We start from the raw sequence: 14769 nt of genomic DNA on the forward strand, positions 1-14769 counted from the left end.
TTTCTTAAAAGCGTAGCCTAAACAGAGACATTGTCAGTGTGCGAATATCCTGTTCTTGCCGTCGCGCTTGGCCCGGTACAGGGCATTATCGGCGGCCTGCAGCCAGTCGGTTACGTTTTCCATCTCCCGGGTGGCGCTCGCAATACCGATGCTGAGCGTGCAGTGCACCGCTTCCTGGGCCACATCCTTCATTACCGCAGCGGCATCCATAATGCGCGTCGCCACGACGTGGGCCTCGTCAAGGGTGGTATCCGGCAGCAGGATCACGAACTCGTCGCCCCCCAGACGCGCCGGCGTGTCCGACGGGCGCGTGGCGAGATGCAAAATCTGCGACACGGTGGCGAGCATCGCATCGCCCACCTTGTGCCCGAACCTGTCGTTCACGTCCTTAAAGTTGTCGATATCGATAAACATCAGCGCCGACTCGCGGCACGACTGGCGGAGTCTCTTCAGCTCGCGATCGATACGCTTTTCCAGCAGGCGACGGTTGGCGATATCCAGCAGCGGATCCATCATCGCTATGCGCTCAAGCTCGCGGCTTTTAACGCGCAGGCGCAGGGCGATGCTGTCGGTCAACGCGCTGAGGGCAATCAGGTAGATCGCCACCAGCGGCAGGGTGGCAAACATGGTGCGCTGAGAAACGGCCATATCCGCCGCCATCCCCTGCGTCAGCCAGGTAATGAGAAACACCACCAGCAGGGTGACGGCGGCTTTGCGCATCAGCACGTAGCCGCCCGCCGCCAGCCTGTCTGCGAGCAGGATCGAGGCGATCACCACCGACGGCAGCGGGTTCACCGCCATCATCGCGATCCAGAAGCCGCCCGCCCCCGCGTCAATAACCAGGTTCTGATGCTCTGTCGCCAGCGGCACCGGCGCGCGGCGGGCGCGAAGCCAGGCGAAGGTCGGCCAGACAAAGGCGTTCGCCGCCAGCAAAAGCATTAGCCAGACTGAACGCTGGTGCTCAATCAACACCGAGAGAATGGGAATAAAGCAGAGAAACGTACCGAGGATACGCATCAGATACATACGCTTGACGAACCGACTGCCTGGTAAGCGACCGTGTTTACTGAGTGAGTCAGTTCCGTTCATACTAAGATTTTTCCGATATATTTCTTGCTGTATCTTATTGACCTTAAAAATGTGTAGCAAGCAATTTATCAGTAATTTGTTAACACGCATGCCGCATTCTGCCTGGGATGGTGACGTTTACACCCGCTATGCGCCACGCTCGGGTTCAGCCACCATGATTTCGTCCGGCAAACGGGCGCTGGTACGGTTTCGACCAGCTTTTTTCGAACGATACAAATAGTCGTCCGCTTCCGCCATCAGCTTATTAAACACCTCGGTCAGCCGCCGCGACTCGGCGTTTCCACTGCCTAAACCGATACTCACCGTTAAAAAGAGCGTCCGGTCGCGCCAGACGAAAGGATGATTTGCGACAGACACCCTGATACGTTCAGCCAGATCAAAGCCCTGACGAGAGTCGGCGGAGCCGATCACCACCGCGAACTCCTCCCCGCCCATACGCGCCACCAGCCCATCTTCCCCGACCACCTTCTGCACCTGCCTGGCGAAGGTAGCGAGCACGCTGTCCCCGCATTCGTGACCGTAGCTGTCGTTGATGCTTTTGAAATAGTCGATATCGAGCAGCATTACCGTCAGGAAGCGGGAATGGGGATGGCTTTCCTCCTGCTTCAGCGCCTCATACAGGCCCGAACGGGAATAGACGTGGGTCAGAAAGTCATAGTCGGCGCGCAGGGAGACCTGCTTGATCAGGGCGTTAATCGCCGCCACGCTCACGGACACCATCACCGGGCAAATCGCCATCGTGGCGATCCCCAGACGGGCAGAAAACATCATCGGCGTGGAGAGCGGCGCAGCCACGGCAATGTTAATAATGGAGTTTGCCACGAGGATCACCTCCACCGCCCCGGTCATAAAGGTCAGCAGACAGGTGGCGGGCAGCGAATAGCGCACGGCGCACCAGATCAGCGCAGGCAGCGGGAAGGCCAGGCTCCCGGCCCCGCCAATCACCACCGAGGCGACGACGGAGACAATCAGCGCCAGCACCGGAAGCCATTTTTCCAGATGCGGTTTTGGCAGTGACCACGCGCCGGGCATTTTCACCGTCAGCATGCACGGCACAATCAGTACGCCGGTGGAGAACTGCTCGCTAAACCAGTCGGCAAACAGCGGCCAGAAGGTATTACTGTCGATCCCCACGGAGCCAAACGCCCCCAGCAGCGCGCAGAGCAAGGCGGCAACCAGGCAGTAGTTAAACAGCCGCAGCGCGTTAATGGGATCCGGCCTGCCCTTCATTAGCTGTTTATCGCGGATAACCAGCAGCGCGACGGTGACGATAAAGACCATGTTCGACAGATTAATAATCAGCGAGGCGACGCCCCAGCTGGTCGTGACCGCGTCGTAAACCAGCATCGCCACGTATGAAACCGCGTAGTAGTGCAGACGATTAAGATACGCATACCGGGCAAAGACGCCCGCCATCACGCCGTTCAGCGGCCAGAAGAGGGATAACGCTTCCACCAGACGCAGCTCCGCCCCCACGAAATAAAACAAGGTGGTAAGCACGAAGATCCCCGCCGCGTTTCGCAGAGGGTTATCAGGCAGGAAAAGCTTGAACGACGTGAGAGCAGAAGGCATGAAATATCGATCCATATAATCGCTTATCGCAATTATTTTCGGGGGTCAGCAGGCGCCGGGATAACCAGATCTGCATCTATAACACATATACGGCAGAAGCATAACTCGTCATTTTTGGCAGTTCATTTGCAAAACCAGCCAGTGGTGGATCACGCTGACGATATACCGCTGCTGCTGTGCATCAAGTGTTACACCTTGCGGGATATTGTGCCACTTCGCCAGACATCCCCGGCAGCAGGTGGCAGTGGCGTGTTGGGCGATAAACACCGGATGACCGCGCATCGGGGTTTGCTTGCCGTCGTTGGCAGGCTGCGCGGGGGCAAGCCTTTTGGAAACAAAGTCGGCGGCGTGCTGGTCGATGGTGTCTGCCCCTTTATCCCAGCAGTATTGCCGCTCTTTGGGCCCGAGGCGAAAGCGCGAACGAAAGGTTGAACGCGCCAGCCGGGTGAATAACGGATCGAACGTGGACATCAGTAAACGGAACGCCCTAAACGGTGGGTCAGCTGCTCCAGCGCCGCCACGCCCGCAAGCGAGTTCCCGGTCTCGTCCAGCTCCGGGCTCCAGACGGCAATCGCCATCTCGTGCGGCACGATGGCTACCACCCCGCCGCCCACGCCGGATTTCGCCGGCAGCCCCACGCGCCAGGCGAACTCCCCGGCATTCTGATACATGCCGCTGGTCGCCATCAGGGCGTTGATCTGCCGCGCCTGCATCGGCGTAACCACCTCCTGATCGAGATGCGGCGCGTGGCCCTGGTGCGCAAGAAACAGGAAGGTCTGCGCCAGCTCGACGCAGTTCATTTTCAGCGCGCAGTAGTGGAAGTAGTTTTGCAGCACGGTGGCAACGTCGTTGTGGAAATTGCCGAAGGACTTCATCAGCCAGGCAATCGCCGCGTTGCGCGCCGAGTGTTCAAACTCCGAGCGCGCCACCACCGGATCGTAGGCGATGTCCTGAACGCCGCTCAGCTGACGCACGATCTCCAGCATCCGCTGGCGCGGCGCGCTCAGGCGGCTTTGCAGCATGTCGCACACCACCAGCGCCCCGGCGTTAATAAAGGGGTTGCGCGGCTTGCCCTGTTCGATTTCAAGCTGAAGCAGTGAGTTAAACGGCTGGCCGGACGGATCTTTGCCCACGCGCTGCCAGATCTCGTCCTCCTCGTACTGGCGCATCGCCGCGACCAGGCTCAGCACTTTGGAAATCGACTGAATGGAGAACCGCTCGGCGGCATCCCCGGCCTGATAGCGCTGCCCGTCTACGGTACAGATGGCAATCCCAAGCTTGTTGCCGCTGACCGAGGCCAGCGCCGGAATATAATCGGCAACCTTACCCTGCCCCAGTAACGGGCGTACCTGCGCCAGAATTTCGTCCAGCATCTCATTATGGATGACCGCAGCCACACTTTGCTCCTTGCCCTCAGGCTAAAACGGGCTGCGAGTATAACAGAGGCTTATGTATTGCGTCAGGCAGGAAGACGAAAACGGGAGACCGCCTGAAGTAGTTCGCCGGACGCCTGATGCAGACGCTCGGAGGCTTGCGATGCCCCGGAAACCAGCGCGTCCGTCTGGCGGGAAACCTGGTTCAGGGCATGAAGCTGGCGGGTCATCTGATGAATGCTCTCCCCCTGGCTCAGGGTGGCGGCGGAGATATCATTCAGCAGACTGCTTAAGTGCGCCACCAGCCCGGTCACCTGCTGCAAATTATCCTCCAGACGATTCACCGCTTTAGAGCCGTCCTCGATCCCTTGCAGGGAGTAATTAATCAGCTCCTGAATGGTTTGGGTGGAATGACTGCTCTTACGCGCCAGCAGCCCCACCTCCCGGGCAACCACCGCAAAGCCGCGCCCCTGGTTGCCCGCATGGGCCGCTTCAATAGCGGCGTTGAGCGCCAGAATGTTGGTCTGAAACGCCACGCTGTCGATCATCGATACGATCCCACGCATCTCGGACGATCGCTCGACGATCGCCTGCATCGAGGCGTTTACCCTGGACATCATCTGGTCGCCCCCCGCCGCCGCCTGCCGCGCTTCGTCCGCCCGGGAGCTGGCGAGCTTCGCGTAGCCGGTGTTGCCCTCGACGTGGGTTTCCAGCGCGGCGATATGCGCCGTCACGTCTTCCAGCTCTTTCGCCTGGCGCACCGACTGCTGATACAGCTTTTGATTTCCCTGCGCCAGGGCGCCAATGTTCTCCACCATCGAGGTTGTGGCGTCGCTCACCTGGGTGACCAGCTGACGCAGCCCGCCCTGCATGGTCGAAATGCTGTCGCTAAGCTGGCCGATTTCCCGGTTAAAGCGCTTCACGGCGGGCGGATGCGCCGACAGGTCGCCCGCCGCCAGCCGGTCAATATGGCGAATCAAGCGGCGCAGCGGCGCAATCACCCATTTCGCCATGCCAAACCAGACCGCCACGGCAATGGCCAGCAGCACCAGCGGCGCAAGCAGGAACAGGGTTTGCAGCCCGGAAAGCTGCGCCATCAGCGACTGTCGCCCCTGCGCGGCCTGCCGTTCACTCATCTGCTGGTAGCGGGCGTAGTTATCGTTGAAGTCGGTCTGAAAAGCCTGGGCGGGGACGGCAAAGAAGGCGTCGATGGCGTTGGTTTTGACCAGCCCTTCCGCCTGCTCTTTGATTGCCCCGTAGAACAGCTGATAGCTGTTGACCAGCGCCTCGTCCTTCGGCGGACTTAAGGCAAGCCAGGCGCTCCAGGCCTGCTGCGATGCCTCCAGCGCCTTTTGCGCGTCGTCCATCAGGCTGTGCCAGCTGCCGTCGGAGCCGGTCTCTTTATCCTGCATAAAGTAAACGCCGGCGCGGTTGAGCAGATCGCTTGCCGCCAGCAGCGAAACGCGGGCCCTGTCGAGCCTGCCCTGCTGCTGGTACGCCAGCTGGCTAAGCCGTTCGTTACGCTGGGCCTCCCGCAGCGAGGCGGTAAGGAGAAATGACGAGGAGAGCTGCAGCGCGGAGAACAGGCCGATAATGCAAAAGATCCCCGCCAGCAGGCCGAACTGACGGGGAATGATGCGCCGCCAAATACGGCGGAAAATTTGCGTTAGGTTCATAATTTTCTTCTGTAACAATACGTTAGACGCGAGGGAGTCTACGCACCGAAAATGACAGAACCATTGCAGAAACATGACGCGGGGGGAAGATGGCCGGGCAGCGGCGTTGGCTGCCCGGCCGGACTATTACAGGCGATCTTTCCACACCGTCTGCACGTTGCAGAACTCGTGCAGGCCGAAGTGCGACAGCTCGCGGCCAAAGCCGCTCTTCTTCACCCCGCCAAAGGCAACGCGGGCGTCGCTGGCGCTGTAGCCGTTGATAAACACCCCGCCGCACTCCAGCTCGCGGGAGAATTTATCGGCCAGCGCGTCGCTCCCGGTAAAGACCGTTGCCGACAGGCCAAAATCGCTGTCGTTTGCCAGCTCCAGAGCGTGTCCGGCATCCTTCGCCACCGTAATGGCCGCCACCGGGCCAAACAGCTCCTGGCGGAACGCGGTCATCTCCGGGGTCACATTCCCCAGCACCGTCGGGGCGTAGTAGTTGCCCTCTCCGGCAAGCTTCTCGCCGCCGAGCAGCAGCGTTGCGCCTTCGGCAAGGGTAGCCTGCACCTGCTGGTGAAGCTCGTCGCGCAGGTCAAAGCGCGCCATCGGGCCAACGTAATTCTCTTCGTCGTCCGGCGCGCCCATCTTCAGCGCGGCAACGGCGTCCACGAAGCGGCGGGTGAAGCGTTCGGCAATGCCCTCTTCCAGAATAAAGCGCTTCGCGGCGGCGCACACCTGCCCGGTGTTCTGGTAGCGTCCGGCGACGGCGGCTTTCACCGCCAGATCCAGATCCGCGTCGTTCAGCACGATAAACGGATCCGACCCGCCCAGCTCCAGCACGCATTTTTTCAAAGCGGCACCCGCCTGGGCGCCAATCGCCGCGCCGGCGCGCACGCTGCCGGTCACGGTGACCGCGGCAATACGGCGGTCGTTAATGGCCTGGCTGACGCCCTCGTTGGTGGCGTTTACCCAGCCAAACACCCCCTGCGGGAACTGCGCATCGGCAAAAATATCGGCGATAAGCGACGCCGAGCCGAGCACATTCGGGGCGTGCTTGAGCAGGTAGCTGTTCCCGGCCAGCAAAATCGGCACCGCGCCGCGCAGCACCTGCCACAGCGGGAAGTTCCACGGCATGACCGCCAGGATCGGCCCCAGCGGACGGTATTCAATCACCGCGTTGTGATTTTCAACCAGGGTTGGCTCGGCTTGCAGCATCGACGGGCCATGTTCGGCATACCAGTCACACAGGTTGGCGGATTTCGTCACTTCCCCGCGCGCCTGGGCAATCGGCTTGCCCATTTCCCGGGACATCATCTGCGCCATCTCTTCGGCGCGGCTGCGCAGCGCGGCGCCCAGATCGCGCAGCTTCTGCGCCCGGTGCTGAACGCTCTCGCGACGCCACTGGCGGAAGCCGGCATCGGCCTGCGCAACGGCGTGCGCTACATCGTCGGCGCTCGCCCACGGGTAAGCCGCCAGGGTTTCACCGGTGGCGGGATTAACGGACAGTGCGTGCGTGTCGGGTGAATGGCTCATGATTATCTCCATGCGGTAACGGTTGATTAATTGTGGCCCACTCTGCTATTTCTTAAAAATGAATAATAATGACCACCTTGTTCACGAATCGAGAATGGCATGGACTTAACTCAGCTTGAGATGTTTAACGCGGTCGCCCAGACCGGCAGCATTACCCAGGCGGCGCAGAAGGTGCACCGCGTGCCGTCGAACCTCACCACCCGCATTCGCCAGCTTGAGGCGGATCTCGGCGTTGAGCTGTTTATCCGCGAGAACCAGCGCCTGCGGCTTTCGCCCGCCGGGCATAACTTTTTGCGCTACAGCAGGCAGATCCTGGCGCTGGTTGACGAGGCGCGGATGGTGGTGGCGGGCGATGAACCGCAGGGGCTGTTTGCGCTGGGGGCGCTGGAAAGCACCGCGGCGGTACGCATTCCGGAAAGCCTGGCGCAGTTTAACCAGCGCTATCCGCGCATCCAGTTTGCCCTCTCCACCGGGCCGTCCGGGACGATGATCGATGGCGTGCTGGAGGGCACGCTCAGCGCCGCCTTCGTTGACGGGCCGCTGTCGCACCCGGAGCTGGACGGGATGCCGGTCTACCGGGAAGAGATGATGCTGGTTACCGCCGCCGGACACGCGGCGGTGACCCGCGCCGCGGACGTGAGCGGCAGCGACGTGTACGCCTTTCGCGCCAACTGTTCGTACCGTCGGCATCTGGAAAGCTGGTTCCACGCGGACCGCGCCACGCCGGGGCGTATTCATGAGATGGAGTCGTATCACGGTATGCTCGCCTGCGTGATTGCCGGCGCGGGGATTGCCCTGATGCCCCGCTCGATGCTGGAGAGTATGCCGGGGCATCATCAGGTTGAGGCCTGGCCGCTGGCGGAAAACTGGCGCTGGCTCACCACCTGGCTGGTGTGGCGGCGCGGCGCGATGACCCGCCAGCTCGAAGCCTTTATAGCGCTGCTAAACGGACGTCCTCAACCAGCGCCTTCTCCATAAACAGGCTTAGCGGATCCTCGCTGTACGGGGCAAACGCCGGACGCAGCTCGTACCCGCAGCGCTCGTACAGACGCACGGCGGCGTGTTGCTTAATGCCCGTTTCCAGGCGCAGGGTATGACAGTGGCGGCTCAGTGCCTCGTCCTCCAGCGCCGCGAGCAGCTTCTCGCCCAGATGCTGCCCGCGGTGGGTCGGGTCGATATAGACCCGCTTCATTTCCCCCGTGCCGTCGCCGTTCAGCACCACAGCGCCACAGCCGACGGCGGTGAGCTGCGGGTCGCGGATAATCATCAGGATCAGGGTTTCTTGCGGCAGCTCGCTTAAATCGAGCAGATGGTTGCTTTCCGCAGGGTAAAGCTCGCTCTGATAGCGGTCGAGCGCCGCAATCAGCTTCAGGATGTCCGGGTGACGTGCAGATTCAGAGGAAATGGAATACATGGCAGGCTCCTTGTCTTGTTTTTCTTCAACATAGCGCAGCCATTTCGGGGAATTTCATAGTATTAACTTATGGAGAGGTGGCGGAGCCGCTCCGCCACCCGACAACCTACCCGCGCAGGTAGATTTTGCCTTTCATGTACAGCGTCGCCTTACCGCCAATCAGTACCCGGTCGCCGAGGTATTCGCAGCGCAGATCGCCGCCCCGGTAGGACACCTGACGGGCGTTCAGCTGCGTTTTGCCGAGCCTGTCGCTCCAGTACGGAATCAGCATGCTGTGGGTAGACCCGGTGACCGGGTCTTCCGGCACGCCCTCGCCCGGGCAGAAGAAGCGGCTGACGAAGTCATACTCCTCTCCCGGCGCCGTCACGCAGACCATTTTTCCAAGCGGGATCATTGCCGCGATGTTCGGGGCGATGGCTTCCACCTGCTGCTGATTGTCCAGCACCACCATATAATCGCGCCCGACGCGAACCTCTTTCGCCTCGCGAAGGCCCAGACTGCTCAGCAGCAGCGCGGGCGGGTTCTCCACCGCCTCGGTTTGCCACGCCGGGAAGTTCAGGGTCAGCCAGTCGCCGCTGCGTTTGACGGTCAGATCGCCGACGAAGCGCGTCGAGAAGGTGATTTCCGTGTGCGGATAGTCAAGATATTCAAAAATGATATGCGCTGCCGCGAGCGTGGCGTGGCCGCAAAGGTTGATTTCGTGCAGCGTGGTGAACCAGCGCAGCTCAAAGCCCGCATCGGTTCGCACGAAAAACGCGGTTTCGGACTGGTTGTGCTGATGCGCCATTTTGAGCAAGATGTCGTCCGGCAGCCACTCTTCCAGCGGGCATACCGCCGCCGCGTTGCCGCCAAAGGTCTTGTCGCTGAACGCATCGACCAGATAAAAATCAATTTCCTGCATTGTCTTTTCCCCTGTTGTTATACGTCTTTAGCGCAAAAATACGGTGCCCTTGAGATAGAGCGACGCCTTGCCGCTCATCAGCACGCGATTACCGTTCAGTTCACAGCGCACGTCGCCGCCCCGGGCCGATACCTGGCGGGCAAACATGGTGGTTTTTCCCAGCTTTTCGCTCCAGTACGGGATCAGCATGGTGTGCGACGATCCGGTCACCGGATCCTCCCAGACCGCGACGCCCGGCGAGAAGAAGCGGCTGACAAAATCGTAGCCGTCGCCGCCTGGCGCGGTGATGGCCACCTTGTGCTCGCCGGGGGTCATCGCCGAAATATCCGGCGTCACCGCCTCGACCTGCTGCCGGTTTTCCAGCACCACGACCCAGGCGCGCCCTTTGCGGGCCTCAACATACTGGTCGATCCCCAGCGCAGAAAGCAATGCCTTTGGCGGCGTCTGCGGCTCGGTCGGACAGGCCGGGAAGTCGAGGGTCATCCACTCCCCCTCGCGGCTGACGGTTAATCTGCCGGAGGCGGTGTCAAAATGAATGCGCGAGTCCGGGTAGTCCAGCTCGTTGAACAGCACCCAGGCGGCGGCAAGCGTGGCGTGGCCGCAGAGATTGACCTCCGTCAGCGTGGTAAACCAGCGCAGCTCGATGCCGCCCTTGTGGCAGACAAAAAACGCGGTTTCCGACTGGTTGTGCTGCTGCGCCATCCTGAGCAGAGTCTCGTCCGGCAGCCAGGCCTTCAGTGGGCATATCGCCGCCGGGTTACCGCCAAACGAGGTTTCGCTGAACGCATCAACCAGATAAAAATCAATCTCCTGCATTGTCTTACCGCCTGTTTTTATTGTGTTGTGCTTTATATTCACGGAAAACAGCGCGCGCCGCTACCGCCGCCATAAGGTAAATATTGAGATCTGCGTCACATAATGATTGAGTTTTAGCCGTTTAACGCTTTAAGATCCTCTTCTCATCTTTCAAGCAACGAATCCCAGACATCCCTATGACAACAAACACAGTTTCCCGCAAGGTCGCGTGGCTACGAGTGGTCACGCTGGCCATTGCCGCGTTTATTTTTAATACCACTGAATTTGTTCCCGTTGGGCTGTTGTCTGACATTGCCGACAGTTTCCACATGGAAACCGCGCAGGTGGGGATCATGCTGACCATCTACGCCTGGGTGGTGGGTCTGATGTCGCTGCCGTTTATGCTGCTGACCAGCCAGATGGAGCGGCGCAAGCTGCTGATTGGGCTGTTCGCGCTGTTCATCGCCAGCCACGTGCTGTCGTTTATGGCCTGGAACTTCACGGTGCTTGTGATCAGCCGAATCGGTATCGCCTTTGCCCACGCGGTGTTCTGGTCAATAACCGCTTCGCTGGCGATCCGCCTTGCCCCGGCGGGCAAGCGCGCCCAGGCGCTGAGCCTGATCGCCACCGGCACGGCGCTGGCGATGGTACTCGGCCTGCCGATTGGCCGCGTGGTCGGCCAGTACTTTGGCTGGCGTACCACCTTCTTCGCCATCGGCGCAGGCGCGCTCATTACTCTGGTGTGTCTGGTGAAGCTGCTGCCGACGCTTCCGAGCGAACACTCCGGCTCGCTGAAAAGCCTGCCGCTGCTGTTCCGCCGCCCTGCGCTGATGAGCATCTATCTGCTCACCGTGGTGGTGGTGACCGCGCACTACACGGCGTACAGCTATATTGAGCCGTTCGTGCAGACGGTCGCGGGCTTTAGCGCCAACTTCGCCACCCTTCTGCTGCTGGTGCTGGGCGGCGCGGGGATTATCGGCAGCGTGCTGTTCGGCAAGCTTGGCAACCAGCACGCCTCGCTGCTGGTGAGCACCGCGATTGGCCTGCTGGTGGCGTGTCTGGTGCTGCTGATGCCCGCCGCGCAGAGCGAAATGTCTCTGGCGACGCTGAGCCTCTTCTGGGGCGTGGCGATCATGATTATCGGTCTGGGAATGCAGGTGAAAGTGCTGGCGCTCGCGCCGGACGCGACCGACGTGGCAATGGCGCTTTTCTCGGGGATTTTCAATATCGGCATCGGCGCGGGTGCGCTGTTAGGGAATCAGATCAGCCTCCACTTCTCGATGGCATCGATTGGCTACATCGGTGCGATCCCGGCGCTGGCGGCGTTTATCTGGTCGGTGCTGATTTTCCGCAAATGGCCGGTAGCGATGGAGGAACAGGGCCAGCACGGGTGACCATTTTGCGGGATTGTGCCGGGTGGCGCTGCGCTTACCCGGCCTACAAAACCCGTAGGCCCGTGCAAGCGTAGCGCCGCCGGGCGCAGTTTTAATGGTAGGTCTTAATAATTTCCAGCACGCCGTTAATAATAAACTGCACGCCCATACAGACCAGCAGGAAGCCCATCAGGCGGGAGATCGCCTCAATCCCGCCCTTGCCCACCCAGCGCATAATCGCCCCGGAGCTGCGCAGCGAACCCCAGACGATAATGCCGATCAGGGCAAAGATGATCGGCGGCGCGACCGTCACGACCCAGTCCGGGAAGGTGGAGCCGTCGCGCACCGTAGAGGCGGAGCTGATGATCATCGCGATCGTCCCCGGCCCCGCCGTGCTTGGCATGGCTAACGGCACAAAGGCGATATTGGCGGAAGGTTCGGTCTCCAGTTCTTCGGATTTGCTTTTGGCTTCCGGCGATTCATGCGCCTTCTGCGCCGGGAACAGCATCCGGAAGCCGATAAACGCGACAATCAGCCCGCCCGCAATACGCAGGCCCGGAATAGAAATCCCGAAGGTGTTCATCACCAGCTGTCCGGCGTAATAGGCCACCATCATGATGGCGAAAACGTACACCGAGGCCATCATCGACTGCTGATTGCGCTCTTTGCTGTTCATGTTCCCTGCCAGCCCTAAAAACAGCGCAACCGTGGTTAACGGGTTAGCCAGGGGCAGCAGCACCACCAGCCCGAGACCTATTGCTTTAATCAAATCCAACATAGTGCGTCGTCGTCCTTATCCATATTCATCCTCGCAATTATAGGGGGAAACGCGGCGTTTCAGCCATTGCCACAACGTAACCATTATTTTCACCTGGGAACGATAACGGTTAGTTATGTTTTTGATTTGAAAGCAACTAAAAAAAGTTCATGAAACGTTTTAGCAATTCGTGGCATCGGCTGATCCATTCAGTTGACTTATACTTGCCTGAGCAATAATATCTGCCGTGACTAAACTACTTGCCAGGGCAACCATTGTGAAAAGCACCAGTGATCTCTTTAACGACATAATCCCACTGGGTCGTCTTATCCACATGGTTAATCAGAAAAAAGACCGTCTGCTCAACGAGTACCTGTCACCGCTTGATATCACCGCAACACAGTTCAAAGTGCTGTGTTCCATTCGCTGCGAAGTGTGTATCACGCCCGTTGAGCTGAAAAAGGTCCTTTCTGTCGATCTCGGCGCCCTGACTCGCATGCTGGATCGGCTCGTCTGCAAAGGATGGATAGAACGAAGCCCTAACCCGAATGACAAACGCGGCGTACTGGTGAAGCTCACCAGCGACGGCGCAGCGATGTGTGAGCAATGTCATCAATTAGTAGGACAAACACTGCACCAGGAACTAACAAAAAACTTAACGGCAGATGAAGTGGCAACGCTTGAGCACTTGCTTAAGAAAATACTGCCGTAAACAGAAAGAGGTATGACGATGTCCAGACGCAATACTGACGCTATCACCATTCATAGCATTTTGGACTGGATCGAAGATAACCTGGAATCGCCGCTCTCCCTTGAAAAGGTGTCAGAGCGTTCAGGTTACTCAAAATGGCACCTGCAACGGATGTTTAAAAAAGAGACCGGTCATTCATTAGGACAATACATTCGCAGCCGCAAGCTGACGGAAATTGCCCAGAAGCTCAAAGAAAGCAATGAACCGATCCTTTATCTGGCGGAACGATACGGGTTTGAATCACAGCAGACCTTAACGCGTACGTTTAAGAACTACTTCGACGTGCCGCCTCATAAGTATCGAATTACCAGTATGCCGGGAGAATCCCGATACCTTTATCCGCTAAAACACTGTAGTTAATCATCGCCTGTATAGACGTAACCGAGGAAATCATGAAATTTACCGCCTCCGCCGCCCTCACCTTACTGGTGCTGGTCTCCGGCCAGACATTTGCGGAGCAAACCCCTGTTGCAGCGCAGCAAAATAATCGCGACACGATGATGCTGCCGTCTGCCAATAACCAGTCACCGTTCGACTTTAACCATATGGGTGCTGGTAGCGACAAATCCGACGAATTAGGCGTGCCGTACTACAACCACGACCTCTGATTCGTTTTTGCCCCGCGGATGCGGGGCTTTTTTATGCCTTAATTTCTCACCTGCGCCGTCCGGCGAAAGCGTAACCCAAACACGTTGATGTACAGCCCGGCCATGATCAGCACCGCCCCCAGCAGCTGTAGCGAACTGAGCTTTTCACCGAGCAGCAGCGCCGCGCTGGCAATGCCCACCACCGGCACCAGCAGCGACAGCGGCGCCACGCGCCAGGTTTCGTAGCGCCCGAGCAGCGAACCCCAGATGCCGTAGCCGATAATGGTGGCGACAAACGCCAGATAGACCAGCGACAGAATGGTCGTCAGATCGATATTCACCAGGCTCTCGAACATCAGCGCCGGGCCGTCGAAGATAAAGGACGCCACCATAAAGGGTACGATCGGGATCAGCGCGCTCCAGACCACCAGCGACATCACCGCCGGTCGCGCCTCGTGCTGCATAATCAGCTTGTTGAAGATGTTGCCGCAGGCCCAGCTCAGCCCCGCCGCCAGCGTCAGCATAAAGCCCAGCAGCGCCACGTGCTGCCCGTTGAGGCTCGCTTCCACCAGTACCAACACGCCAAAGACCGCCAGCGTAATGCCCGCCAGCTGTTTGCCCTGCAAACGCTCGCCAAAGACAAACGCCCCGAGGATGATGGTGAAGAAGGCCTGCGCCTGCAGCACCAGCGAGGCCAGCCCGGCGGGCATACCGAATTTGATTGCGCAGAACAGGAAGGCGAACTGACCGAAGCTGATGGTCAGGCCGTAGCCCAGCAGCAGGCGAAACGGGATTTTGGGACGGGCAACGAAAAACAGCGCCGGGAACGCCACCAGCATAAAGCGCAGCCCCGCCAGCATCAGCGGCGGCATGCTGTGCAAGCCGACTTTGATCACCACAAAATTAAGTCCCCACACTACGACCACCAGCAGCGCCAGCAGCCCGTCTTTCCGCGTCATACGCCAT

At 59.5% G+C, this 14769-nt stretch carries 16 protein-coding genes; 5 read left to right on the forward strand and 11 right to left on the reverse strand.

The features are described 5' to 3' along the window. Positions 1 to 33: 33 nt before the first annotated feature. From AB6V08_RS13145 to sad, 6 genes are all read right to left on the reverse strand, one after another. Complete coding sequence (locus tag AB6V08_RS13145; protein WP_368543236.1) at positions 34 to 1026, reverse strand: diguanylate cyclase; 993 nt, start codon at positions 1024 to 1026, stop codon at positions 34 to 36. A gap of 189 nt (positions 1027 to 1215) precedes the next feature. Continuing rightward, the gene (locus AB6V08_RS13150) at positions 1216 to 2661 is read right to left on the reverse strand and encodes a GGDEF domain-containing protein (protein ID WP_368543238.1); all 1446 of its coding nucleotides are present in this window, start codon (positions 2659 to 2661) and stop codon (positions 1216 to 1218) included. Positions 2662 to 2769: 108 nt separating this feature from the next. After that, on the reverse strand, positions 2770 to 3132 hold the full coding sequence (locus tag AB6V08_RS13155) for a DUF4186 domain-containing protein (protein WP_368543240.1): 363 nt from the start codon (positions 3130 to 3132) through the stop codon (positions 2770 to 2772). Next, complete coding sequence (glsB, locus tag AB6V08_RS13160; protein WP_368543242.1) at positions 3132 to 4058, reverse strand: glutaminase B; 927 nt, start codon at positions 4056 to 4058, stop codon at positions 3132 to 3134. The genes AB6V08_RS13155 and glsB overlap by 1 nt, the downstream gene beginning before the upstream one ends. A 62-nt stretch (positions 4059 to 4120) precedes the next feature. Continuing rightward, on the reverse strand, positions 4121 to 5710 hold the full coding sequence (locus AB6V08_RS13165) for a methyl-accepting chemotaxis protein (protein ID WP_368543244.1): 1590 nt from the start codon (positions 5708 to 5710) through the stop codon (positions 4121 to 4123). A gap of 126 nt (positions 5711 to 5836) precedes the next feature. Beyond that, on the reverse strand, positions 5837 to 7225 hold the full coding sequence (sad, locus tag AB6V08_RS13170; RefSeq protein WP_368543246.1) for a succinate-semialdehyde dehydrogenase: 1389 nt from the start codon (positions 7223 to 7225) through the stop codon (positions 5837 to 5839). Between the two features lie 99 nt (positions 7226 to 7324). Here sad and ptrR point away from each other — a divergent pair, with 99 nt between their 5' ends. Continuing rightward, positions 7325 to 8203 (forward strand): putrescine utilization regulator PtrR, encoded by an 879-nt coding sequence (gene ptrR, locus AB6V08_RS13175; RefSeq protein WP_368543248.1) that lies wholly within the window; start codon positions 7325 to 7327, stop codon positions 8201 to 8203. Here ptrR and AB6V08_RS13180 read toward each other — a convergent pair. The 3 genes from AB6V08_RS13180 to AB6V08_RS13190 all read right to left on the reverse strand — a co-directional run bounded on the left by AB6V08_RS13180 (position 8157) and on the right by AB6V08_RS13190 (position 10356). Then, positions 8157 to 8639, reverse strand: a complete 483-nt coding sequence (locus tag AB6V08_RS13180) for a GNAT family N-acetyltransferase (RefSeq protein ID WP_368543250.1) — start codon at positions 8637 to 8639, stop codon at positions 8157 to 8159. The two genes, ptrR and AB6V08_RS13180, sit on opposite strands and share 47 nt — an antisense overlap. Positions 8640 to 8745: 106 nt before the next feature. Beyond that, positions 8746 to 9540, reverse strand: coding sequence for a PhzF family phenazine biosynthesis protein (locus AB6V08_RS13185; RefSeq protein WP_368543252.1), 795 nt, complete (start codon positions 9538 to 9540; stop codon positions 8746 to 8748). 27 nt (positions 9541 to 9567) lie between these two features. Continuing rightward, positions 9568 to 10356 carry a PhzF family phenazine biosynthesis protein gene (locus tag AB6V08_RS13190; RefSeq protein ID WP_368543254.1) on the reverse strand — a complete coding sequence of 263 codons (789 nt, stop codon included), beginning with the start codon at positions 10354 to 10356 and terminating at the stop codon, positions 9568 to 9570. Positions 10357 to 10532: 176 nt separating this feature from the next. Here AB6V08_RS13190 and AB6V08_RS13195 point away from each other — a divergent pair, with 176 nt between their 5' ends. Beyond that, a complete protein-coding gene (locus AB6V08_RS13195; protein ID WP_368543256.1) occupies positions 10533 to 11729 on the forward strand; it encodes a sugar transporter in 1197 nt (398 codons plus the stop codon). A 91-nt stretch (positions 11730 to 11820) separates the two neighbouring features. Here the strand turns inward: AB6V08_RS13195 and AB6V08_RS13200 are convergent, their stop codons facing one another. Continuing rightward, entirely contained in the window at positions 11821 to 12486 is a 666-nt protein-coding gene (locus tag AB6V08_RS13200; protein ID WP_368543258.1) for a MarC family NAAT transporter, read from the reverse strand. Between the two features lie 256 nt (positions 12487 to 12742). On the opposite strand from AB6V08_RS13200, the gene marR reads away from it, so the two are divergent. The 3 genes from marR to marB are packed head-to-tail and all read left to right on the forward strand — an operon-like array spanning position 12743 to position 13824. After that, the gene (gene marR, locus AB6V08_RS13205) at positions 12743 to 13177 is read left to right on the forward strand and encodes a multiple antibiotic resistance transcriptional regulator MarR (RefSeq protein WP_368543260.1); all 435 of its coding nucleotides are present in this window, start codon (positions 12743 to 12745) and stop codon (positions 13175 to 13177) included. A gap of 18 nt (positions 13178 to 13195) precedes the next feature. Continuing rightward, entirely contained in the window at positions 13196 to 13576 is a 381-nt protein-coding gene (gene marA / locus AB6V08_RS13210; protein ID WP_001303241.1) for an MDR efflux pump AcrAB transcriptional activator MarA, read from the forward strand. A 32-nt stretch (positions 13577 to 13608) separates the two neighbouring features. Further along, positions 13609 to 13824, forward strand: coding sequence for a multiple antibiotic resistance protein MarB (marB, locus tag AB6V08_RS13215; protein WP_368543262.1), 216 nt, complete (start codon positions 13609 to 13611; stop codon positions 13822 to 13824). A gap of 38 nt (positions 13825 to 13862) precedes the next feature. Here the strand turns inward: marB and eamA are convergent, their stop codons facing one another. Next, the gene (gene eamA, locus AB6V08_RS13220) at positions 13863 to 14762 is read right to left on the reverse strand and encodes an O-acetylserine/cysteine exporter (RefSeq protein WP_368543264.1); all 900 of its coding nucleotides are present in this window, start codon (positions 14760 to 14762) and stop codon (positions 13863 to 13865) included. Positions 14763 to 14769: the final 7 nt, after the last annotated feature.

Source organism: Enterobacter soli (assembly GCF_964208575.1).
GTDB lineage: Bacteria > Pseudomonadota > Gammaproteobacteria > Enterobacterales > Enterobacteriaceae > Enterobacter > Enterobacter soli_A.